The following is a 21,570-nucleotide window of genomic DNA, read 5'->3' on the forward strand; positions in this document are numbered from 1 at the left end:
ACGTACCCAACGAGAAACCCGGAACCGCGTCCCGTACACATGGAGGAGCCGGCCGCCCACCAGGCGGCCGCGTCCACGTACCGCCTCCTGGCCAACCATCCGAGAGGGAACCCCCATGACCGCCTCGCATCTGCTCGTCCCCGTGCCGATCCCGGACCGGGTCGCCGCGCTGATCGGGTCCTGCATCCCGCCGCACATCCTCCAGGCGGAGTTCGACGCCGACTGCGCGGCCCGTGAGGTCCGCCGCTTCCGCGGTCCTCGCCTCGGCATCGAGGACCAGGCCGACCGCGAGCAGGCCCTCGCCGAACTGGCCCGTGCCAACAAGGTGCTCGCCGCCCACCACCCCCGCCTGGCGGTGCGCCCCGGTTCCGGCTTCGCGTAACGGCGGGGACCACCGGTGAAGGCGGGCGGGAACGGCGCATACGATGCGGTCGGCTCCCGCGGCGCGGAGGCCGGGACGCTCCGGGGTCATGAACGGGCCGCGCCGCCGGGGTCATTGGTCATCCATCGGCCCACGCCCCTTGGGGGAACGCCATGCCCGCCCCTCCGCGGACTTCCGTCCTGCTTGTCACCGATCTCGCCTACGAGGCGCGCGGGCGCCGATACTGCGACGAGGACATCTTCCTGGCCGCCCGGCTGCGCGAGGAGTTCGACGTCGCGCTGTGTCATCCGCTGGACGCGGCGGCGCTGCTGACGGGTTTCGACACGGTCCTCATACGCAACAGCGGTCCGGTGCTGCACTACCAGGAGGCGTACGACGCGTTCCGCGAGCGGGCGCGGGAGCTGGGGAGCCGGGTCTACAACCCCCTCGGCGGGCGTGGGGACATGGCGGGCAAGCAGTATCTCGTCGAGCTGAGCCGCGCGGGATATCCGGTGATCCCGACGGTGGACCGGGCGGTGGATCTGGGGCTGCTGCCGGAGTCGGCCGAGTACGTGGTGAAGCCGAAGCTGGGGGCGGACTCGGTGGGGCTGCGCTTCGTGCGGGAGCCGGAGCTGCCGGAGGACGCCGAGGGGACGCTGCTGGTCCAGCCGCGGATCGGCTTCACCCACGAGGTGTCCTTCTACTTCGTCGACCACGACTTCCAGTACGCGCTGTACGCCCCGGACCCGGAGCGCCGGTGGGTGCTGGAGCCGTATGTGCCGAGCGCGGCGGATCTGGAGTTCGCCCGGCGGTTCATCACGTGGAACAGCCTCGCGTACGGCATCCAGCGGGTCGACGCCTGCCGTACGGCGGAGGGTGAACTGCTGCTCGTCGAGCTGGAGGACCTCAATCCCTATCTCTCGCTCGACCGGGTGGCGGAGCCCGTCCGCGAGGCGTTCGTGGCCCGGCTGACGCGGTCGCTGCGGGAGCTTCCAGCCTGACCCGTCCGGCGGCGGCCCGCATGCGGCCGGTGCGGGCCGGTGTGAGGGTGCAAGCGTGACCACTGCCAGCGAGACCGCCCCCGCCGCGCAGAGTGCCGCCGCGCCGCCCGTGCTCGACCCGCGCCGCCGCAACATCGTCTTCGCGACGATCGTGCTCGGGATGCTGCTGGCGGCGCTGGACCAGACGATCGTCGGAACGGCGCTGCCCACGATCGTCTCGGACCTCGGGGGCGCCGCCCATATGTCCTGGGTGGTCACGGCGTATCTGCTCGCCGAGACGGTGGCGACGGTGCTGGTCGGGAAGTTCGGCGACCAGTTCGGGCGGAAGCTGATCTTCCAGGTCTCGGCGGTCATCTTCATCACCGGTTCGTTCCTGTGCGGTCTCGCGTCGAACATGCTGCTGTTGATCATCTGGCGGGGCATGCAGGGCATCGGCGCGGGCGGGCTCATGGTCACGTCGATGGCGCTGATCGCCGATGTGATCCCCCTGCGGGACCGCGGCAAGTACCAGGGCGCGATCGGGGCGGTCTTCGGTATCTCCACCGTCATCGGGCCGCTGCTGGGCGGCCTGTTCACCGACCATCTGACCTGGCGCTGGGCCTTCTACGTCAATGTGCCGATCGCGATCGTGGTGGTCATCGCCGCCGCCCGCAACATTCCCTCCGTGAAGGCGGCCGGGCGGCCGGTCATCGACTACCTGGGCATCGCGCTGGTAGCGCTGGGGGCGAGCGCCCTGATCCTGGCGACGAGCTGGGGCGGCAACGAGTACGCCTGGGGCTCGCCGGTCATCATCTCCCTGTTCATCGGCGGGCTCGTCGCCCTGGCACTGTTCTGCGTGGTGGAGACCCGGGCCGAGGAGCCGATGCTGCCGATGCGGCTGTTCCGCAATCCGGTCTTCACGGTCTGCTCGATCCTCAGCTTCATCGTGGGTTTCGCGATGCTCGGCGCGATGATCTTCCTGCCGACATACCTCCAGTACGTCGACGGGGACTCGGCCACGGTGTCGGGGGTGCGCACACTGCCGATGGTCATCGGCCTGCTGGCCGCGTCGATCTTCAGCGGCAATGTGGTGAGCAAGACCGGTCAGTACCGGCTGTTCCCCATCATCGGCTCAGCGGTCATGGCGGTCGGGCTGTACCTTCTGTCCCGGATGGGGCCGGAGAGCGGGGTGTGGCGGGAATCGCTCTACATGCTGGTGCTGGGGCTCGGCATCGGGCTGTCGATGCAGGTGCTGACGATCGCCGTGCAGAACACCGTCGACTACTCCGACCTGGGCACGGCCACCTCGGGCGTGACCTTCTTCCGGACGCTCGGCAGTTCCTTCGGCACGGCGGTGTTCGGCACGATCTACGCCAACGCGCTCAAGCCCAATCTGGCCGACGGGGTGGCCGGGGCGGTGCGGGCGGGCGGCGATCCCGCGGTGCTGGTCGAGGCCTCGCAGAACCCGCAGGCCCTGCACGGCCTGCCCGGCGCGCAGTCGGCGCCGCTGGCACAGGCCTACGCGGACACGCTGCACACGGTCTTCCTGTGGACGGTCCCGGTGGCCCTGATCGGGTTTGTCGTGGCCCTGTTCCTGAAGCAGGTGAAACTGCGGGACTCGGCACGGGCCGGCTCGACGGACATGGGTGAGGGGTTCGCCCAGCCCAGTGCCGGGGACTCCGCGAGGCTGCTCGAATTCGCCGTGGCCGGGATCCTGCACGGCGCGGGCCCGGACACGGCACGGCGGATCGTCGCGGAGTCCGACACCCGGCTCGACATGGCGGGGGCCTGGGCGGTGATGCAGGTCGACCTGTTCACCCGGATGGTCGGCCATGCGGGCCTCGGCCTGATCGCGGCCCGGCACCGGATTCCGCCCGAGGTGCTGGTGCCGGTCTTCGACCGGATGATCGAGGAGGGCTATCTGACCGGGGACGGCCGGCTGTTCACCCACACGGCGGCGGGCCGGCGCGAGGCCGCGACGATCTCCGGCGCCTGGGCCCAGTGGCTGAACGCCAGGCTGGCCGAGGACGGTGCCCGGCCCGACGACCGTCAGCTGCGGGCCGCCGTCGATGTGATCGCCAAGCGGCTGCTGGCGGAGGACCTGGCACAGGAGCTGTCCCCGGCCGCCCGGCCGGGCGGCTCGACGCGGGTGGGCGCCCCGGCCTGAGGTCAGACGTGCTCCCAGGACCGCGGCCGGGTCTGGGTCTCCCACTCCTCGCGGAGCAGCGACAGGAGCGCGGAGTCGTAGCGCCGGCCCCGGTGCAGGCAGGCCGAGCGCCGGACGCCCTCCTGGACGAAGCCCGCGGCGGCGAGGACGGCGAGCGCGGCGTTGTTGTCGGTGTGGGTGACCGCTTCGACGCGCTGCATCGGCAGTTCGCCGAAGGCCAGGTCGGTCAGGGCGGCCAGGGCGTCGACGGCGTGCCCCCGGCCCCGGTGCTCGGGGGCCAGCAGCAGGTACGCGGCCGCGGTGCCGTCCGCGATGTCCTCGTCGAAGAGCGCGATATGGCCCGCCGGGGTGCCGTCCGGGAGGAGAACGAGGAAGTCGTCACGGCTCCGGTCGTCGGTCCAGCGTTCGATGCGCTCGCGGAGCTCGTGCAGCGAACCGGGCCAGATGCCGATCTCATGGGCGGCGACCGGGTCGGCGCGCCAGTGCTGGATCAGCTCGGCGTCGTCGGGCTCGATCGGGGTGAGGGAGACGGTGCGCCCTCGCCAGGGGCGGGTACGTACGGTCTCCGGCTGCGCGGCGTCCTCGCTCATGTGCGGATCGTACGGCCGGGCCGGTCGCGCCCGGTACCGGTTTTCAGTCGACGAAGACGGCCGTCGCGTAGACCCAGGCGCCCTGGTGGCGCACGAACCGGCTCTGCTCGTGGAGGGAGTCGGCCCGCCCGTGGTCCATGTAGTGGGCCCGGAAGGTGACGGTTCCGGTGGTGTGGAACGTGCTGCCCTCGGTGGTGTCCAGGATCTCCAGGCGTACCCAGCGCATCCCGGGGTCGAACTCGACGGCGGGCGGGCGGGTGTCGGGGTGCCAGGTGCGCAGCAGATACGCGGCGTCCTGGAGGACGAAGGCCGTGTACCGGGAACGCATCAGGGCCTCGCAGGTCCGCGCGGCGGCGCTGCCGCTGTGCAGACGGCCGCAGCAGTCCCCGTAGGTGGCGGGCAGACCGCAGGGGCACGGCGAATCGGCGGTGACCTGTGGGGTCCGCGCCTCGGCGGCGGGCCGCCGGGGTCGGGAGGTGCGTCGTGACATGGGTCCATTGTGACCGGTGACGGCACCCACGGGCGGGCCGGGGCCGGGCGGGCCGCGGCCGGGCGGCTCGGCCGGCCGGTCGTGGGTGAGGGGTCGGGGCTCGCGGGCGAGGGGTCAGGGCTTGCGGGCGACTCCCGCGTAACCGGGGATCGGCTCGTCGCCCGGGACGTCGATGACCTCGCCGAGCTCCGGGTGCCAGTCGGCGGAGAGCGAGACGCCCGGCTCCACGAGGTCGAGCCCGTCGAAGAAGGCGGTGAGTTCGGCGCGCGTACGCGGGCGCAGCGTCATCCCGCGCGCCTTGTACATGGCACGCGCCTGCGCCGCGCCCTCCGGGTTGAAGTCACCGGTGGTGTGCGAGAGGACGAGGTAGCTGCCGGAGGGAAGCTGTTCCACGAGGCGGTCGACGAGTTCGCGCGCACCGTCCTCGTCGTCCAGGAAGTGCAGCAGCGCGAGCATGGACAGCGCGATCGGCCGACCGAAGTCGAGGACCTTGCCCGCCTCGGCCAGGATCGTCCCGGGCTCGCGTGCGTCGACCTGGATGTACTCGGTCGCGCCCTGGGGGGTGGAGCGGAGCAGGGCCGCGGCGTGGGCGAGCACGATCGGGTCGTTGTCGCAGTAGACGATGCGCGCTTCGGGGGCCGACCGCTGGGCGATCTGGTGGAGGTTGGGTTCGGTCGGTATGCCGGTGCCGATGTCCAGGAACTGGCGCACCCCGTTCTCGGCGAGCCAGCGGGTGGACCGGTGCATGAACGCCCGGTTGACGCGGGCCATGTCACGGCCCCGGGCGTCCACGGCGAGCAGCTGCCGGGCCATCTGTTCGTCGACCGGGTAGTTGTCCTTGCCGCCGAGAAACCAGTCGTACATCCGCGCGGGATGCGGCTTGCTGGTGTCGATCTCGATGGACTGGGGGTCCTTCCCGGTCATGGCACGCTCCGTAAGTAGTAGTCCGTACGCCGACGATCACAGAGAGCAAAGCGGTCTGGGGCCGAGGATATGCGCCGGCGTGTCAGGTGAGAAGGAAGTCCGCCTGCCCCGCCTTGGCCCCCTGGATGAACGCGGCTATCTCACCGTTGGAGTAGATCAGCGCCGGACCGTCGGGATCCGCGGACTGGCGTACCGCGACCCTGCCGTCGGCCAGCTTCATGGCCTCGATGCAGTTGCCTCCGTTGCCTCCGCTCCACGGCTTGTACCAGCCCTCGGAGCCGAGTTCGGCGGCCGGCATGCCGTTGTAGATGTGGTTCATCACAGCTCCTTGCGGAAGTCCCGGAGGATTTCCTTCGTGCGTTGTGCAGTAGCGGCCTGAGCCGCCATGCGGTCCATGACTTCGAGGTAGGAGGCCACCTCGGGGCGCGCGTCGAAATAAACGGCGCCGGTCAGGTACTCGCTGTAGACCATGTCGGGCAGTTCGGGAACGGCGAACCGGAAGAGTACGAAGGGTCCGTACGTGCCCGGGTGGTGACCGGTCGCGAACTCCGCGATCTGAAGCGTGACATGGGGCATCTCGGTCGCTTCGAGCAGTTTGTCGATCTGCCCGCGCATCGCGTCGACGCTGCCGACCGGGCGGCGCAGGACGGTCTCGTCCATGATCACCCAGATCTTCGGCGCATCGCCCTTGGCCAGCAGTGCCTGCCGTTCCATCCGCAGCGCCACATGGCGCTCGATGTCCTCGGGTCTGGTCTGGCCGACGGCGCCGGTACGCATCACGGAGCGCGCGTAGTCCTCGGTCTGGAGCAGCCCGGGGACGAAGTGCGGCTCGTACATGCGCAGCAGGCTCGCGGCGCCCTCCAGGCTGACGTACATGCTGAACCAGTCGGGCAGCACGTCATGGAAGCGCTGCCACCAGCCCGGCTTGTTGGCCTCCTCGGCCAGCTCGACGAAGGCCTCGGCCTCGTCGTCGGCGATCCCGTACGCCTTCAGCAGGACCTGGACATAAGGGATCTTCAGCCCGACCTCGGCCGTTTCCATCCTGCGTATCGTCGCGGGGGCGACCCGGAGCACCTTCGCGGCCTGGTCACGGTTCAGGCCGACACGCTCCCGCAGATCCTGCAGGCGCTTGCCCAGAACGACCTGTCCCACGGTCGGGGCGGACCGCGGTTCGCTCACTTCAGACCTCCCCATGCGCTGTTTGGCAGCAGTGTGCCATGTGCGCGCCACCAAGGACACAGCCACTCTGAAATTTTCAGAGTGCCCCTTGCCAAGTGTTCATGTCAGGGGGAGAGTTGGCGAGTGAACCAGTTCGCGTAGTCACGCCCGCCCTTTTTCACAAGGGAACAAAGCGTGACGCAGCCCCCACTGTGAGGAATCGGTCGTGGCACCTGGCAGTGCGCTCATCCCCCGGCTCATGGACCTCAGCCCCGGGACGGAAGCGCTCCGTTACTGCTTCGCGCTGCCCGCGCAACCGGAGTCGGTGGCCGGCGCGCGGAAGCTGACCCGGGCCCGGCTCGACGCCTGGAAGCTGGACGGCGACACCTACGACGCCGCGATCCTCATCGTCTCGGAGCTGGTCACCAACGCGGTCGTGCACACCGCGAGCGCGCGTGTGGTGTGCGAACTGAGATGCCTGGGCAGGCGCCTGCGCATAGCCGTACAGGACCAGGGCCACCAGCCGGGCGGCCCGCGACTGCGCCGGGCGGCCGACGACGAGCACGGACGCGGCCTGCTGCTCGTCGACGCGATGAGCAGCGCCTGGGGGTCCCACGACGCGGGGGACGCCTCCGGGCGCATCGTGTGGGCCGAACTGCCGCACGGCACGGAGCAGCCATGCTGAGAAACGCCATGTCCCGTCTGCGCGCGGCGCAGCGCTCCCACGACCAGCGGGAGGCACACGGGGGCCGGGTGCGGCTGCCGCTGCCGCCCTCGCTGTCGGCCAGCCTCGGCTGCGACGCCGTGGGGGTGCCCGCGCGGTACGGATTCCGGCTGATGTCACACCTGCCGCGCACGGGATGCGTGTTCGCGGACGCCGAGCGATGGTGGTGGATCGTTCCGGCAGGGTCGGACCTCGATCTGGACTGGCCGGAACAGATCTCCTACGAGACCGGGGCATATGTACCGGCGGCGCGGACCCGGCTGATCCATGCCCCCGACAGCCTCACGCCGTACACCCCGCCCATTCCGCTTTTCCTGATGGTGTGCCAGGTGACCGGGGTGACCCCGTCCTGGGCCGCCACCGGGCGCCCGAGCGTGGTCTCCGCACCCTGACGCGGTCCCCGGCGCGGCACCCCCGCGGCGCTGCCCGGGGCCGGTCGGGCACCCCGTCACGCTGCGTTGTCAGTGGTCGGCCCTACTGTGGCAGCACTGATCGAAAAGCCCGCGACGGAGCGGGCTGCCGGGGTGTGAAGGGGGCGTTCCTGTGCGGCGCTGGGAGTATGTCGAGGGCACTGCTTCGAAGTTCTGGGAGACCGGGGCGGACGGACTCACGGTCACCGTGCGGTACGGACGGTGCGGGAGCGACGGACGGACACAGACGAAGGAGTACGCGTCGGCGGACGCGGCCCTGGCGCAGATCCTGAAGACGATCGCGGAGAAGGAACGCAAGGGGTACCGCGAGGTGGGTGCGGCGGGGGCGGGTTCCGCGTCGGCTCCGGCGGCTTCCGCTTCCTCCGATACCGCGGGCGCTTCGGGTTCCGCCGATGCCGCGGGCGCTACCGGTTCCGCCGGCTCCCCGCCCTCCCCGGGTTCTTCCGGAGCGACCGGGTCCGGTGACGTTCCCGGGACCGAGGACGTTCCGGAGAACGGGGACTCTCCCGCGGGCGCCCTCCCCGACGAGGACACCTTCGAACTCCCGGCCAACTGGCGGCGGGTGCTCCACCCCCGCAGGGGTGGTGTGCCGCGGGCGCCCGGCAAGGCCCGTCGCCAGGTGCTGGAGGCGGTCGAGGCACGGGTGGCGGAGGATGCCGCGTGGATCGAGGAGTTCCTCACCTCGCCGCGCACCGATTCGGCCCTCGCCGCCAAGGTGCGTTCGCACCTCGCCGGTGATCCGTCCCCCGCCGGCGCGGCCGCGCTGGCCTCGATGGTCAGGATCTCCGCGCCGCACTCCGCCTGGGCGGACATCTGGGCCGCGCGCCACGGGCTGCCGTTCGCCGCGTGCGCGGCCGTGGAGTTCCTCCACATCAACGCCCGCTGGAACCAGAACGGGCGCGCGCGGAGCCGGCCCATCCTCCAGATGTCCGGCGCCGTCGGACACACCTACTGGTTCAACGAACGCCGCCCCGCGCTCGACCGAGTCCGGGCCCTGATCGCGGCCGCCGACGAGGAGACCTACCGCGCGACGGTCGCGGCGCTCGCCGACTGCCGCGCCACCGCTCAGCGCAGGATCGTCGCGGCGTATCTGGCGCCGAGCGAGAGCGCCTGGGTCGCTGATCTGTGCACGGACACCCAGGTGACCGGCGAGCGCGACCAGACCTTCCTGTCCATGGTGTTCTCCTCGCTCGACTCCGCCGAGCAGGTCGAGATGTTCAGCGACAGGCCCGGCTTCGGCCACAGCGTCGCCCTGATCGCGACCGTCGCGGAGGGCATCGGCACGGCTGTCGCCCCCCTGCTCGCGGAGGCCCTGGGCGGGCACTACTACGCGGACGGGGAGAAACTCGTCGCCCAGGCGCTGACCGAGATCCCGACGGACGAGGCCTTCCTCGCCCTGCTGCGCGACTCGGACAGGAAGCACTCCCGCGCGGCCCTCCTGGACGCGATGCGACGCTATCCGGTGCGCGCGCTGCGGCTGCTCGGTGCCGACGTGCGGGACTCCGCCGGAGCGACGTCCAAGACCTCGCAGAAGCTGCTCCTCGGCCACATCGGGGCCCACCGCGAGCTGGTGGCGTCCCTGCTTCCGGCCCTCTCCCCCGAGCTCGTGGAAACCGTCGAACCGCTGCTCAACCCCGTGGACCGGATCGCCGACGCGCCCGCGCACGCGCTGCCCGCCGTGCTGACGTCCCCGCCCTGGTCCAGGCCCCGTACGAAGGTCAGGGCCGTGGTCGTGACCGGACTGGAGGCGGTGGGCGAGCCCTCGGCCCGCTGGGAACGCGACGAGCGGGAGGCCTGGGCGGCATGCTCCAGCTGGTACACCCGTAAGGAGGACATCCGCGACTGGGACAAGGAGTTCGAGCAGCTGCGTCACTCCCTGGACTCCGACGGCCTTCACCCCGCCTGGGTCTACATCCACGGGCCCGAGGACCTCGTCGCGCCGCACCTCGCCACATGGGACCCGACCGATCTGTGGGACGGCGAGGACACGCTCAAGCCCATCGCCGCCCGTTTCGGCCTCGCCGCCCTGCCGTTGCTGCTGCGGGCCGTGCCCCGGCAGCCCGGACGGCTCGCGCCGCTGCTGCTCCCGTTCGCCGATGTGCGTGTCGCCCGGCACATGGCCGACTGGGCCGTGCGGCTCAAGTCCACGGCCGCGACCGTGCGCAGCTGGTTCGTGCGGCACGGGGCCGGGGCCGCCGGGCTGCTGGTCCCGGACGCGGTGGGCAAGGCAGGTGCCGCCCGGCGCTCCGCCGAGCACGCGCTGCTCCAGATCGCCGCCATCCACGGTGAAGCGGTGGTCCGTGAGGCAGCCGCGTCGTACGGCGAGCGGGCCGCGGAGGCGGTCGGGGGGCTGCTCTCCGCCGATCCCCTGGAGCGGGTCCTGCCCACGAGGATGCCGGAGGTACCGGGGTGGGCGGAGCCCGTGCTGCTCCCGCAGATAGTGGTCCGCTCCGGCGGCGCGCTGCCCGAGCGGTCGGTGCGCGACGCCGTGATGATGCTGGCCCTGTCCAGGCCCGGGGACGTGTACGCGGGCGTCGCCGCGCTCAGGGAGACCGCAGAGCCCGTCTCGCTCGCGGAGTTCGCCTGGGCCCTGTTCCAGCAGTGGCAGCAGGCCGGCCAGCCGGCCTCGGAGTCCTGGGTCCTGCACGCCCTGGGCCTGCTGGGCGACGACGAGACCGTCCGCAGGCTGACTCCGGTCATCAGGGCCTGGCCGGGAGAGGGCGCGCACCACCGGGCCGTCGAGGGGCTCGACGTGCTCGCCTCCATCGGCAGCGATGTCGCGCTGCTGCATCTGAACGCCGTCTCGCAGCGGGTGAAGTTCAAGGCGCTGAAGGTCCGCGCCCAGGAGAAGATCGCCGAGGTGGCGGCGGGCCTGGGACTGACCGGGGAGCAGCTCGCGGACCGGCTGGTGCCCGACTTCGGGCTGGACCCGGACGGCTCGACGGTCATCGACTACGGCCCGCGGACCTTCACGGTCGGCTTCGACGAGCAGCTGAGGCCCTACGTCCTGGACGCCGACGGCAAGCGGCGCAAGGACCTGCCGGCGCCCGGAGTCCGGGACGACGCCGAAGCGGCCCCGGCGGAGCGCAAGCGGTTCATGGCCCTGAAGAAGGATGTGCGGACCATCGCGGCCGATCAGGTCCGGCGGCTGGAAGCGGCCATGGTGGGTGGCCGTACCTGGACGGCACAGGAGTTCCGCGAGCTGTTCGTCGGCCATCCCCTGCTGTGGCACCTGGTGCGCCGGCTGGTGTGGCTGAGCGACCACGCGGGGGCGCGGGTGTCCTTCCGGGTGGCGGAGGACCGTACGTTCGCCGACGCCGGGGACGACGGGTTCGCCCTGCCCGACGGGGCGACGGTGGGCCTGGCGCACCCCCTGCACCTCGGGGACGAACTGACCGTCTGGTCCGAGGTGTTCGCGGACTACGAGATCCTTCAGCCGTTCCCGCAGCTCGGCCGTGCGGTGCACTCGCTGACGGAGGAGGAGGCCGGAGGCTACCGGCTGCCCCGGTTCGAGGGACTCACGGTGCCGATCGGCAGGGTACTGGGCCTGGAGCGGCGGGGCTGGCAGCGCGGGGTCCCGCAGGACGCGGGCGTGGAGCGCTGGATCTCCAAGCGGCTCGGCGACGACTGCTATCTCGTGATCGCCCTGGACGAGGGAATCGCTGTCGGCGTCGTCGACATGTTCCCCGACCAGAAGCTCGAAACGGTCTGGCTCGACACCGAGCCCACGGACCACTGGAGCAGGCGCACCTACGGCCTGCGTTTCGGCGCGCTCGATCCGGTGGTCGTCTCCGAACTGCTCGGCGACCTGGCGGAGCTCACCGAGGGAATCGTGGCATGAGCGTGGGGATGCGGGCGGGGAACGGTGGGGCCGCGAGGCCGGGTGACGCCGTCGCCGCCGGGGCGAGCGGACCGGCGGATGTGCAGCGGCCACCGGCCGAGGTGCGGTACGCGGACGAGCTGGCCGCGCTGCGGGCCGGGGACAGCGATCCGCGCCCGCCGGGCTGGGAACTGAGCCTGCGGGCGGCCCGGCGGTTCGTCATCGGTGACGGGAGCACGGGCGTCAGCCGCAAGTTCGTCGGCAATCCGTCGCTCGTCGACCGGGCTCTGGTGACGCTCGCGACCAGCCGCGGGCTGATGCTCGTGGGGGAACCGGGCACGGCGAAGTCCTTGCTGTCCGAGCTCATCGCGGCGGCGGTCAGCGGGATCTCGACGCTGACGGTGCAGGGCGGCGCGGCCACCACCGAGGACCAGATCAAGTACGGCTGGAACTACGCCCTGCTGGTCGCCGAGGGCCCCTCGCCCCGGTCCCTGGTCCCCGCCCCGATGCTGCGCGGCATGGCGGAGGGCCGGATCGTACGGTTCGAGGAGATCACCCGCTGTCCGCTGGAGGTCCAGGACTCGCTGCTCTCGCTGCTGTCCGAGCGGGTCGTGGCGATTCCCGAACTCCCGGGCGACGACGGCATGGTCTTCGCCCGTCAGGGGTTCAATGTCATCGCCACCGCCAACACCCGGGACCGGGGTGTCAACGAGATGAGCGCGGCCCTCAAGCGCCGGTTCAACTTCGAGACGGTCTTCCCGATCCCCGACCTGGACACCGAACTGACGCTGGTCGAGGCGGAGGTGACCACCCTGCTGCGGCGTTCGGGGGTGGAGCCGCCGCCGGACCGGGATGTGCTGGAGGTCCTGGTCGGCACGTTCCGGGAGCTGCGCGCGGGTGCCGGTTCGAAGGGCGGCGCGGGTCCGGACCGTCCTTCGGCGGTGATGAGCACGGCCGAGGCGGTGTCCGTCGCCCACGCCGTGGGAGTGCGCGGCTGGTTCCTGCGCGGTGAGCCCGGCAGCGCCGCCGATGTCGTGGCCGCGCTGGCCGGTACGGCGGCGAAGGACAGCCCGGAGGACCTGGCCAGGCTGCGCCGCTACCTCGAACAGCAGGTGCCCCGCCGCCGCGGCCCGCAGTGGCAGGCGCTGTACGACGCACGTCATCTGCTGGCCGACTGATGCCCGCCGTCTACCTGGGAGTGCGCCACCACTCCCCCGCCTGCGCCCGGCTCGTCGAGCGGACCATCGGGCAGCTGCGGCCCGCCCATGTGCTGGTGGAGGGCCCGGCCGAGATGAACGGCCGGCTGGACGAGCTGCTGCTCGGGCACGAGCTGCCGGTCGCGGTGTTCAGTCACTACCGGGACGCGGACCGGTCGGCCACCTCGTGGGCGCCGCTGTGCGACTACTCCCCCGAGTGGGTCGCGCTGCGGGCCGGCCGGGCGGCCGGGGCCGAGGTCCGTTTCATCGACCTGCCCGCCTGGCACCCGGCGTTCGCGGACCGGACCAACCGGTACGCCGACGCGGAGGCCCGGTACGCGGAGGCGACGGAGCGGCTGTGCCGGCACTTCGCGGTCGACTCGACGGACGCCCTGTGGGACCGGCTCTTCGAGGTCGAGCCGGAGGACGGACTCGCGGAGCGGCTCGACGCCTACTTCTCCCTGGTGCGCGGCGACGCGGAGGCCGATGGCCGGGACCGGGTCCGCGAGGCGTACATGGCGGCATGGGTACGGTCGGCTCTCGCCGTGTCCGGTGGGCGGCCGGTGCTGGTGGTGACCGGCGGCTTCCATCAGCCGGCGCTGCGCGCACTCGTGGACGACGCCCCCGGAGCGGGCGGTGCCGGACAGGGCGGTCCCGGCGTACCGGCCGATGCCGCGGACGCCTCGGCGGCCGGCCCGGAGGAATGGGCCACCGGTGCCGACGGGTGGCCCGAGGTTCCCGTGCCGCCGGCCGGCGCGTCGGCCGGGAGCTTCCTGGTTCCGTACTCCTTCCGCCAGTTGGACTCCTTCTCCGGCTATCAGTCGGGCATGCCCTCGCCCGGCTACTACCAGCGGATGTGGGAGTCGGGCCCCGAGGCCGCGGCGGACGGGCTCCTGCGCGTCGTCGTCGAGCGGCTGCGGGCCCGCGCGTACGCGGTCTCCACGGCCGATCTGATCGCCGCCCGGAGCCTGTCCCAGGGCCTCACCGCACTGCGCGGCCATCCCCGTCCGGCGAGGATCGATGTCCTGGACGGGCTGGCGGGCGCACTGATCACGGACGATCTGGACGGGCCGCTCCCCTGGACGTCGCGCTCCGCGCTGGCGGCGGGCACCCATCCCGCCGTCGTCGAGATGGTCGCGGCGTGCAGCGGCGACCGCACGGGGCGGCTGCACCCCGCCACCCCGGCGCCGCCACTGGTGCACGATGTGGCGGCACAGCTGGCCCGGCTGCGCCTGGACCGCCCCCCGGGGACCGTGTACAGCCTCGACCTCATGGATCCCGAGGATCTGGAGCGCAGCCGCGTCCTGCACCGTCTGCGGGTCCTCGCGGTGCCCGGCCTCACCCGGACCGCGGGCCCCGAGCACGGCGTCGACCCGGTGTTCACCGAGCGATGGGAGTCGGCCCCGGCGGCCGGGCGGGAGGCCGCGCTCGTGGAGGCCGGGGCGTACGGGGCGACGCTCGCCGATGCCGCCGTGTCTGCCCTCACCGGGCGCACGCACGGCATCGGTGCGCGGGCCGACGCCCTGGCCGGTGCCCTGTTCGACGCCGTGCTCTGCGGCGCGGGCGCCCTGTCCGGACCGCTCCTGTCCGAACTGGCGGACCGGGTGGGCGGGGTGAGGACACCCGGGCCGCTCGGCGAGGTGCTCGCCACGGCGCTGGGCCTGTGGCGTCATGACCGGGTGTACGGCGTCGCCCGCGGCCCGCTGCTCGGGGCCGTGATCGACGGCGCCGTGGTCCGGCTGCTCTGGCTGGTCGAGGGGGCCCGCGGGGCGGCGGGCGTGGACGGCCCCCGGCTGCGCGCGGTGGCCGCCTTGCGGGACGCGGTACTGCACGCGCCCGGACTGCTCTCCGTGGAGCGGGAGACCGTCACCGGGATCGCGCTGCGGATCAGCCGTGACCGCTGCGCCCCGCTCGATCTGCGCGGCGCGGCCTTCGGCCTGCACCGCGCGCTGGGCACCGGCGCCCCGGAGGATCCGGGTGAAGCCGTGCACACGGTCGCGGCCGGCGGTGCGGACGCGGTCGGTGACTGGCTGGCCGGGCTGTTCGCGGTGGCCCGCGAGGAGGTGACCGGCTCGGCGGCCGGAGGTCCCGCGTCGCTGATCGCGGTGCTGGACGACTTTCTCGGCAATCTGCCCGACCAGGACTTCCTGTCGGGGCTGCCCGCGCTGCGCCAGGCGTTCGCGTACTTCCCGCCCCGGGAGCGCGAGCGGATCGCGGCACGGCTCCTGGAGCGGCGCGGACTCCATGGCTCCGCGCGTTCGCTGCTGCGCACCACCGCCGACCCGCTGCTGACCGTCCGGGCCGCCGCCCTGGAGAGGGACGTGTCCCGCCTGCTCACCCGTTACGGACTGGGAGCCGCACCATGACCTCGCCCGAACCCCTGGCCCGACCCGAGCCCGTGACCTCGGATGCCGTCCCCGACGCGGGACTTGAGCGCTGGCGGCTGGTGCTGGGATCCGCGGCCGAGGCGCGTACCGGGCCACTGGGCCCGGGGGCCGCCGCGCAGGACGCCGCGCTCGACTGGCTCTACGGCCGGGACCCCGATCTCGAACGGCGTGGCGTCCGGCGCTCCGGTTCCGCGCCGCGCACCGGAGGTGACGGCCCCTCCGCCGTGACGGCGATCGACTGGCTGGAGGACATCCACCGGCTCTTCCCGAAGGAGACCATCGAGCGTCTGGAACGCGATGCCGTGGAGCGTTACGGCATCCAGGAGATCGTCACGGACCCCGCGGTGCTGGAGCGGGTGGAGCCGAGCCCCACCCTGCTGCGCGCCGTGCTGCGCACGAAACACCTGATGAACCCACAGGTCCTGGCGCTCGCGCGGCGCATCGTCGCCGCGGTCGTCAAACAGCTCCTCGCCCGGCTGCGGCCGGAGATCCGCCGCGCCTTCCACGGCACCCGCTCCCGCAGACCGAGCCGGGTGCCGCTGGCGAGGGACTTCGACTTCCGGCAGACGGTGCGGGCCAACCTCGCCCACTATCAGCCCGAGGAGCGGCGCGTTCTCATCGACCGCGCCCACTTCCACTCCCGTACCCAGCGGCATCTGGCCCAGTGGCAGCTGATCCTGCTGGTGGACCAGTCCGGCTCGATGGCGGGTTCGGTGATCCACTCCGCGGTGACGGCCGCATGTCTGTGGGGGCTCCCCGGGCTCAAGACCCACCTGGTGGCCTTCGACAGCAATGTGGTCGACCTGACCTCCGATGTGACCGATCCGGTGGAGCTGCTGATGCGGGTGCAGCTCGGCGGGGGTACCGATATCGCGCGCGCCGTGGCGTACGGGGCGGGCCTGGTGGAGAATCCGCGCCGGACGATCGTCGCCCTGATCACCGACTTCTACGAGGGGGGCGATCCCGTGCGGCTGGTTCGCTCGGTGCGTGCCCTCACCGAGCAGGGCACCACCGTGCTGGGGCTCGCCGCGCTGGACGAGGACGCGAACCCCGACTACGACCGTGAGCTGGCGGGGCGGCTGGCCGGGGCCGGGGCGCACATCGGCGCCATGACACCGGCCCGGCTGGCCGAGTTCGTCGCCGAGAGGCTGGGCCGATGACCGGCACCACCGCGGACCCAGGCACCGGCACGGCCGCGGCGGGCTCCGCCGCCCGCCGGGACCTGCTGGCCCTCACCCCGGACACGCTCGCCGCCCTCGCCAACAGAGGTCTGGTCAAACGCGCCACGAAGGAACTGGACGCGGGCGCGGTCCCCGCCGTCACCACCGATCCGGATGCCACCGTGCGCGCCCGCTTCGAGGACGGGACGGCCACGGCGCTGCCGCCCGGCGCGGGGCTGGACAACGGTGCCTGCAGTTGTGCGGCTCCCGGTGTGTGCCGACACCTCATCATCCTGGTACTGGCCTATCAGCGCACGGCCGCACTGTCGCCGGACCGCCCCCCGGCCGCGGCACCGGGGACAGGAACCGGCGCGGAATCGGACCCGGAATCCGGCTCGGGAACGGGCGCGGGGGCGGAATCGGAAACGGAATCGGAAACGGGCGCGGGGGCGGACCGGTCCGTGGAAGCCGGATCCGGCCCCACGGCGCACTGGTCTCCCGGTTCCTCGGACGACGCGGCTCTGACGGCCGCCTTCGGCGCGCGTGCGCTCGGTTCCGCCCGCCGCGCCTTCGGGCGCGGATACGCCGCCCGCGTGCACCGCCCCACGCCGGACCGCCCCGAACCATGGGTCGAACTCCCCACCTGCACCGTGCGCTTCCCGGTCCCCGGGGAGATCGCGTACGCGCTGACGGACGCGGCCACCGCGCTGAAGGGCGAGGTGGTGATCCTCGCCGTCTGGGCGTTCCGCGAGGCGGACCGGACCGGTGAGCTCATCCTCCACCTGGGCGGCGGCGCCACGGCCCACGCCACGGCCTGGCCGCAGCTGGACAGGGTGGCCGGTCTCGCCGACGAGCTGCTCCTGTCGGGCACCGCGCACGCGAGCCCGGTCCTCGGGGGCGCACTGGCCCGCGCGGGCGAGGAGCTGTCCTCGGCCTCCCTGCACTGGCCGGCCGGTGCCGTCGCCGAACTCACCGACCAGCTCTCGGCGTACACCGCCCGCGACGCCCACTACCGCCCCGAACGGGTCGCCGAGCTGCTCACCGAGATCCATGCCCGACGCCGGGCGGCGGCGCTCCCCGGCGTTCTCGGCACCCGGGAAGCGGGTGACACCCCGCTGCGCCGGGTCGGACTCACCTCTCTCGGCTGCCGGATACGCGGCGCCGGGACGGGCGCTGTCGCCGAGGTGTACTTCGCGCACCCGGGCGCCGCCACCGTGCTCGTGCTCCGCAAGGAGTGGGCCGCTGCCGAGGGGCAGCGGCCCACCGGGCACCGGCTCGCCACCCGGCGGGTCCTCGGTACGACGCTGGCCGCGCTGGCCACCGGCAGCCTGATCAGCGAGAGCGTGCGGCGCACGGCGAGCCGTGCGCTGACGGTCTCCCGGGGCCGGCTGGGCACGACCGGCATCACCCCGGTCGGCGCCTCCTGGGGGGATCTCGCCGCGCCCTTGCTCGTACGGGATCTGGCGGCCCTGACCGCGGCCTGGGACGGCAGACCGCCCCGGATCATCCGGCCGCGCATCGAGGCGGAGACCGTGCGGGTCATCGCGCTGTCGGACGTGGAGAGCGTCGGCTACGACCCGGCCGAGCAGCGGCTGGAAGCGGTCGTCCGGGACGCTGCGGGCACGCGGGCCCTGGTGTGTTCGGGCTACCGGCCGGAGTGTCCCGGTTCGCTGGACGCCCTGGCCGACGCGCTGTCGGACGGTGCCACCAGGATCAGCGGCGCCGTGCACCGTACGGGCGGCGGCATCCGGATCGACCCGATCGCGGTGCAGACCCCGGCCGGGGTCGTCGTGCCGGACCTCGCTCCGGGCGACGGCTCCACGGCGCTGGCCGCGGTGGAGCGGTATGCGCCCGATCCGCTGACGTCGGCGCTGGAGGAGGCACTCGCCGCCCTGGCGGCGGTGGCCCACAGCGGTCTGCGCCATCTGCCGGAGCCGGCCCGCGCCCGGATCGACGAGGCGGCCACCGCGCTGGCCAGGACCGGACTGGCCCGGTCCGCGGAGCTGCTCCGCGCCTTCCTGAACACCGCCACCGGCGGCGCCGAGCGCTCGGAGGCGGCGGCCCGGCCCGCCGCCTGGCTGGAGGCCCAGCTCCATCTCCTGGTCAGCAGCGAACTCCGGGCCGCCGAAACCCCCTGACGCCCCTGCCCCGGCGAAGCCCGGTCATGGCTTGTCGAGATAGGCGAGGCCCGGATGGACGCGGGTGTATCCGTCGACCAGCCGACGGGCCACCGCGACGGAGTCGACCAGCGGGTGCAGGGCGAAGGCCTGTACCGCCGTGGCGCGTGAACCGCTCGCGGCGGCGTCCAGCACCGTCCGTTCGACGGCCTTGACGGCGGTGACGAGGCCGGTCGCGTGGTACGGGAGAGGGGCGACGGCCACCGGATGGGCACCGTTCGCGTCGACGAGGCAGGGCACCTCGACGACGGCGTCCGCGTCGAGGGCCGACAGCGTGGTGCGGTTGCGGACGTTGAGGATCAGCGAGGTCCGCTCGTTGCGGGCGATGGCCCGCATCAGGGCGAGCGCGACCTGTTCGTACCCGCCGGACTCCAGGTCGCTCTCCTCGCGCTCACCGGCCCCCGCCACATCCCGGTTCTCCGACATATAGGTGGCCTCGCGTTCCGCTCGCGTGCGGTCCCAGGTCTCCCACGCGGGGGCGCCCGGTTCCTTCATCCGGGCGTAGAAGCCCAGTTGCTGCTCCCGCAGGAAGGCGCCCCGGGTCTGTTCGGCCTTCCGGTAGGCCCGCACCGCCTCGCGGTTGAAGTAGTAGTAGTGCAGATACTCATTGGGGACGGAGCCCAGCGACCGCAGCAGTTCGGTCCCGAAGAGTCTGCCCTCCTCGAAGGAACCGAGCAGGGCCGGATCGGCCAGCAGCCGGGGCAGTTCGTCGCGGCCGTCGACGTACAGTCCGCGTACCCAGCCGAGGTGGTTGAGTCCCGCGTAGTCGATCCAGGCCCGGTCCGGGTCGGCGCCGAGCATCCGGGCGATCCGCCGTCCCAGCCCGACCGGGGAGTCGCAGATCCCGATGACCCGGTCCCCCAGGTGCCGGGACATCGCCTCGGTGACCAGTCCGGCCGGGTTGGTGAAGTTGATGACCCAGGCGTCCGGGGCGAGGCGGGCGATGCGCCGGGCGAGGCCGTCCGCCACGGGGACGGTGCGCAGTCCGTACGCGATGCCGCCCGCTCCTACGGTCTCCTGGCCGAGCACGCCTTCGTCCAGGGCCACCCGTTCGTCCGCCGCGCGCCCTTCGAGTCCGCCGACCCGGATCGCCGAGAAGATGAAGTCGGCCGCGCGCAGCGCTTCGTCGAGATCGGTGGTGGCGAGGACGGCGGGGGCGTCCGGGGCACCGCCGGACTGTTCCTCCAGGACCCGGGCGACGGCCGTGAGCCGGTCGGCGTCCGTGTCGTACAGGGTCACATGGGACACACGGCCCTCGGCGTGATCCCCGAGCAGGGCCCCGTACACGAGGGGCACCCGGAATCCGCCACCGCCAAGAATTGTCAGCTTCACGCTGCTCGATGGTACGGGGGTGGCGCCCGCCACCGCGGTGTCCGGCTGCTGCCGTGGTGGCCCACGCGCGTCGTGGGGCCGCAGCGACAGGGTCCGGCCGAATCATGGGCGTGCGCGGGCCATTCCGCACCCTCTCGTAGACAGCGCTTACCACCGGGAGGGTCAATGCCTTCGGTAACCGCATGACATGCCCATGAAAAATTCGGTACCGGGGCGGGACGTGCCCGGCGATCGCAAGGGGAGGAAACAGCACCCATGAACATCACCGGACCACTGAGCGGACCCCGGCGGCGACGGCGCGTGCCGCTCGCCGCACTCGGCGCGGCCGTCGCCCTGGGCGCCGTACTGACCACGGCCGCGGTGTCCTCGGCCGGCACCGCCGAAGCAGTCGGCACCGCAGTAGCGGACGACACCGCCACGAACGGCGGGAACGGCGTTGCCGCCGGTGCCCCTGGTGCCCCTGGTGCCACTTCACAGGTGGTCACCTGGGCCGCGAGCGCCGACCGTCAGGTCACTCCCACCCAGGACCGGACCTACCGTCTCGTCGTCCGCACGAGCACCGGCGGCAAGGGCCTGCGGATCCGTCTGTCCAACGCCTTCGGCGATCAGCCGGTGACCTTCGGCCGTGCGTACGCCGGCCTGCGGGCGGCCGACGCTGCGGTGGTGCCGGGCACCAACCGCGCGCTCTCCTTCGGGGGTTCGCCGTCCGTCACCGTACCGGCGGGAGGTTCCGTCTACAGCGACGCGCTGCCCGGCAGCGTCCCGCCGCAGTCGGATCTGGCGGTCAGTATCTACGTACAGAGCGCCGGAGCGACCGCTTCCGGTCACCGGATGGCACTCCAGACCTCCTTTGTGGCGCCCGCCGGTGATCACGCGGCCCAGGAGTCCGCCGCCCCGTTCACCCAGCGGATCGCGTCGTGGTTCTATCTCGACGCCGTGGTGGTGGGAGCCCGGCACGGCACGGGCGCGGTAGCCGCGTTCGGTGACTCGATCACGGACGGGGCCAGTTCGACACCGGACACCAACCGCCGCTGGCCCGACCTGCTGGCGGGGCGGCTCGCCGCCGACCGGACCACGCGGATCAAGGGCGTCGCCAACGAGGGCATCTCGGGCAACAGGGTGCTCAGCGACGGTGCCGGGCAGAGTGCGCTGAAGAGGCTCGACCGCGATGTCCTGTCACAGCGCGGGCTGGAGACGGTGATCCTGCTGGAGGGCGTCAACGACATCAAGTCCGTTCCGGCCCCCACCGCCGAGCAGCTGATCACCGGATACCGGGAGATCATCGGACGCTCGCACGCGGCGGGGGTGTGTGTCGTCGGCGCGACCGTCATGCCGTACGAGGGCTGGCGCGACTGGAACGCGGACGGTGAGCGGGTCCGGCAGGCGGTGAACGCGTTCATCCGGGACAGCGGCTCCTTCGACGCGGTCGCCGACTTCGACGCGGAGACCCGGGACCCCTCGGCGCCCTCCCGGATGCTGCCCGCCTTCGACAGCGGTGACCATCTGCACCCGAACGACGCGGGCATGGACGCCATGAGCCGGATCGTCGACCCCGACGACCTGCGGTGCGACCGGCGCTGAGCCGGCGCCCGCGCGTACGCCCCACGTCTCCGTGCCGTGGGGCGGCCCCGGACCGCACGGAGCCTTCCGGGGCCGCCCGGCGGCGTTCGTCA

At 72.6% G+C, this 21,570-nt stretch carries 17 protein-coding genes; 11 read left to right on the plus strand and 6 right to left on the minus strand.

Annotated elements, in window-relative coordinates; all coding sequences use genetic code 11:
- The first annotated feature begins 115 nt into the window (after nt 1-115).
- The 3 genes from ACIGJO_RS17095 (at nt 116) to ACIGJO_RS17105 (ending at nt 3,508) form a co-directional block, all read left to right on the plus strand.
- Nucleotides 116-382: a hypothetical protein gene (locus tag ACIGJO_RS17095; RefSeq protein ID WP_266925722.1), complete on the plus strand. Its 267-nt coding sequence runs from the start codon at nt 116-118 to the stop codon at nt 380-382.
- Nucleotides 383-534: 152 nt separating this feature from the next.
- The gene (locus tag ACIGJO_RS17100; RefSeq protein ID WP_399958643.1) at nt 535-1,362 is read left to right on the plus strand and encodes a hypothetical protein; all 828 of its coding nucleotides are present in this window, start codon (nt 535-537) and stop codon (nt 1,360-1,362) included.
- A 55-nt stretch (nt 1,363-1,417) separates the two neighbouring features.
- Nucleotides 1,418-3,508: an MDR family MFS transporter gene (locus tag ACIGJO_RS17105; RefSeq protein WP_399958645.1), complete on the plus strand. Its 2,091-nt coding sequence runs from the start codon at nt 1,418-1,420 to the stop codon at nt 3,506-3,508.
- A 2-nt stretch (nt 3,509-3,510) separates the two neighbouring features.
- Here the strand turns inward: ACIGJO_RS17105 and ACIGJO_RS17110 are convergent, their stop codons facing one another.
- From ACIGJO_RS17110 to ACIGJO_RS17130, 5 genes are all read right to left on the minus strand, one after another.
- Nucleotides 3,511-4,098, minus strand: a complete 588-nt coding sequence (locus ACIGJO_RS17110; protein ID WP_399958647.1) for a GNAT family N-acetyltransferase — start codon at nt 4,096-4,098, stop codon at nt 3,511-3,513.
- Nucleotides 4,099-4,141: 43 nt separating this feature from the next.
- Nucleotides 4,142-4,588 (minus strand): YchJ family protein, encoded by a 447-nt coding sequence (locus tag ACIGJO_RS17115; protein ID WP_399958649.1) that lies wholly within the window; start codon nt 4,586-4,588, stop codon nt 4,142-4,144.
- Between the two features lie 114 nt (nt 4,589-4,702).
- Nucleotides 4,703-5,512, minus strand: a complete 810-nt coding sequence (locus tag ACIGJO_RS17120; RefSeq protein WP_399958651.1) for an SAM-dependent methyltransferase — start codon at nt 5,510-5,512, stop codon at nt 4,703-4,705.
- 82 nt (nt 5,513-5,594) lie between these two features.
- A complete protein-coding gene (locus tag ACIGJO_RS17125) occupies nt 5,595-5,831 on the minus strand; it encodes a DUF397 domain-containing protein (protein WP_266925713.1) in 237 nt (78 codons plus the stop codon).
- Nucleotides 5,831-6,691, minus strand: coding sequence for a helix-turn-helix domain-containing protein (locus ACIGJO_RS17130; protein ID WP_399958654.1), 861 nt, complete (start codon nt 6,689-6,691; stop codon nt 5,831-5,833). The genes ACIGJO_RS17125 and ACIGJO_RS17130 overlap by 1 nt, the downstream gene beginning before the upstream one ends.
- A 205-nt stretch (nt 6,692-6,896) precedes the next feature.
- Between ACIGJO_RS17130 and ACIGJO_RS17135 the strand changes: the two genes are divergently transcribed.
- The 7 genes from ACIGJO_RS17135 to ACIGJO_RS17165 all read left to right on the plus strand — a co-directional run bounded on the left by ACIGJO_RS17135 (nt 6,897) and on the right by ACIGJO_RS17165 (nt 18,526).
- Nucleotides 6,897-7,355: an anti-sigma regulatory factor gene (locus ACIGJO_RS17135; protein WP_266925709.1), complete on the plus strand. Its 459-nt coding sequence runs from the start codon at nt 6,897-6,899 to the stop codon at nt 7,353-7,355.
- On the plus strand, nt 7,349-7,786 hold the full coding sequence (locus ACIGJO_RS17140; protein WP_399958656.1) for a hypothetical protein: 438 nt from the start codon (nt 7,349-7,351) through the stop codon (nt 7,784-7,786). The genes ACIGJO_RS17135 and ACIGJO_RS17140 overlap by 7 nt, the downstream gene beginning before the upstream one ends.
- Before the next feature lie 151 nt (nt 7,787-7,937).
- Nucleotides 7,938-11,666 carry a DUF4132 domain-containing protein gene (locus ACIGJO_RS17145; RefSeq protein ID WP_399958658.1) on the plus strand — a complete coding sequence of 1,243 codons (3,729 nt, stop codon included), beginning with the start codon at nt 7,938-7,940 and terminating at the stop codon, nt 11,664-11,666.
- The gene (locus ACIGJO_RS17150; protein WP_399958660.1) at nt 11,663-12,823 is read left to right on the plus strand and encodes an AAA family ATPase; all 1,161 of its coding nucleotides are present in this window, start codon (nt 11,663-11,665) and stop codon (nt 12,821-12,823) included. The genes ACIGJO_RS17145 and ACIGJO_RS17150 overlap by 4 nt, the downstream gene beginning before the upstream one ends.
- Nucleotides 12,823-15,207 (plus strand): DUF5682 family protein, encoded by a 2,385-nt coding sequence (locus ACIGJO_RS17155; protein ID WP_399958662.1) that lies wholly within the window; start codon nt 12,823-12,825, stop codon nt 15,205-15,207. The genes ACIGJO_RS17150 and ACIGJO_RS17155 overlap by 1 nt, the downstream gene beginning before the upstream one ends.
- Nucleotides 15,204-16,388, plus strand: coding sequence for a VWA domain-containing protein (locus ACIGJO_RS17160; protein WP_399958664.1), 1,185 nt, complete (start codon nt 15,204-15,206; stop codon nt 16,386-16,388). The genes ACIGJO_RS17155 and ACIGJO_RS17160 overlap by 4 nt, the downstream gene beginning before the upstream one ends.
- Nucleotides 16,385-18,526 (plus strand): hypothetical protein, encoded by a 2,142-nt coding sequence (locus tag ACIGJO_RS17165; protein ID WP_399958666.1) that lies wholly within the window; start codon nt 16,385-16,387, stop codon nt 18,524-18,526. Before ACIGJO_RS17160 ends, ACIGJO_RS17165 begins: the two co-directional genes overlap by 4 nt.
- A 24-nt stretch (nt 18,527-18,550) precedes the next feature.
- Here the strand turns inward: ACIGJO_RS17165 and ACIGJO_RS17170 are convergent, their stop codons facing one another.
- A complete protein-coding gene (locus ACIGJO_RS17170) occupies nt 18,551-19,897 on the minus strand; it encodes a 6-phospho-beta-glucosidase (RefSeq protein ID WP_399958668.1) in 1,347 nt (448 codons plus the stop codon).
- Between the two features lie 255 nt (nt 19,898-20,152).
- On the opposite strand from ACIGJO_RS17170, the gene ACIGJO_RS17175 reads away from it, so the two are divergent.
- Nucleotides 20,153-21,478: an SGNH/GDSL hydrolase family protein gene (locus tag ACIGJO_RS17175; protein ID WP_399958670.1), complete on the plus strand. Its 1,326-nt coding sequence runs from the start codon at nt 20,153-20,155 to the stop codon at nt 21,476-21,478.
- The last annotated feature ends 92 nt before the right edge of the window (nt 21,479-21,570 follow it).

The sequence above is a fragment of the Streptomyces sp. NPDC079020 genome, from assembly GCF_044542225.1.
Lineage (GTDB): Bacteria > Actinomycetota > Actinomycetes > Streptomycetales > Streptomycetaceae > Streptomyces.

What these genes read in the sequence shown, in the direction of transcription:
- ACIGJO_RS17095 (WP_266925722.1), top strand. Translation starts at nt 116, where the DNA reads ATGACCGCCTCGCATCTGCTCGTCCCCGTGCCGATCCCGGACCGGGTC.
- ACIGJO_RS17100 (WP_399958643.1), top strand. Translation starts at nt 535, where the DNA reads ATGCCCGCCCCTCCGCGGACTTCCGTCCTGCTTGTCACCGATCTCGCC.
- ACIGJO_RS17110 (WP_399958647.1), bottom strand. Translation starts at nt 4,098, where the DNA reads ATGAGCGAGGACGCCGCGCAGCCGGAGACCGTACGTACCCGCCCCTGG.
- ACIGJO_RS17115 (WP_399958649.1), bottom strand. Translation starts at nt 4,588, where the DNA reads ATGTCACGACGCACCTCCCGACCCCGGCGGCCCGCCGCCGAGGCGCGG.
- ACIGJO_RS17120 (WP_399958651.1), bottom strand. Translation starts at nt 5,512, where the DNA reads ATGACCGGGAAGGACCCCCAGTCCATCGAGATCGACACCAGCAAGCCG.
- ACIGJO_RS17125 (WP_266925713.1), bottom strand. Translation starts at nt 5,831, where the DNA reads ATGAACCACATCTACAACGGCATGCCGGCCGCCGAACTCGGCTCCGAG.
- ACIGJO_RS17140 (WP_399958656.1), top strand. Translation starts at nt 7,349, where the DNA reads ATGCTGAGAAACGCCATGTCCCGTCTGCGCGCGGCGCAGCGCTCCCAC.
- ACIGJO_RS17150 (WP_399958660.1), top strand. Translation starts at nt 11,663, where the DNA reads ATGAGCGTGGGGATGCGGGCGGGGAACGGTGGGGCCGCGAGGCCGGGT.
- ACIGJO_RS17155 (WP_399958662.1), top strand. Translation starts at nt 12,823, where the DNA reads ATGCCCGCCGTCTACCTGGGAGTGCGCCACCACTCCCCCGCCTGCGCC.
- ACIGJO_RS17160 (WP_399958664.1), top strand. Translation starts at nt 15,204, where the DNA reads ATGACCTCGCCCGAACCCCTGGCCCGACCCGAGCCCGTGACCTCGGAT.
- ACIGJO_RS17165 (WP_399958666.1), top strand. Translation starts at nt 16,385, where the DNA reads ATGACCGGCACCACCGCGGACCCAGGCACCGGCACGGCCGCGGCGGGC.
- ACIGJO_RS17175 (WP_399958670.1), top strand. Translation starts at nt 20,153, where the DNA reads ATGAACATCACCGGACCACTGAGCGGACCCCGGCGGCGACGGCGCGTG.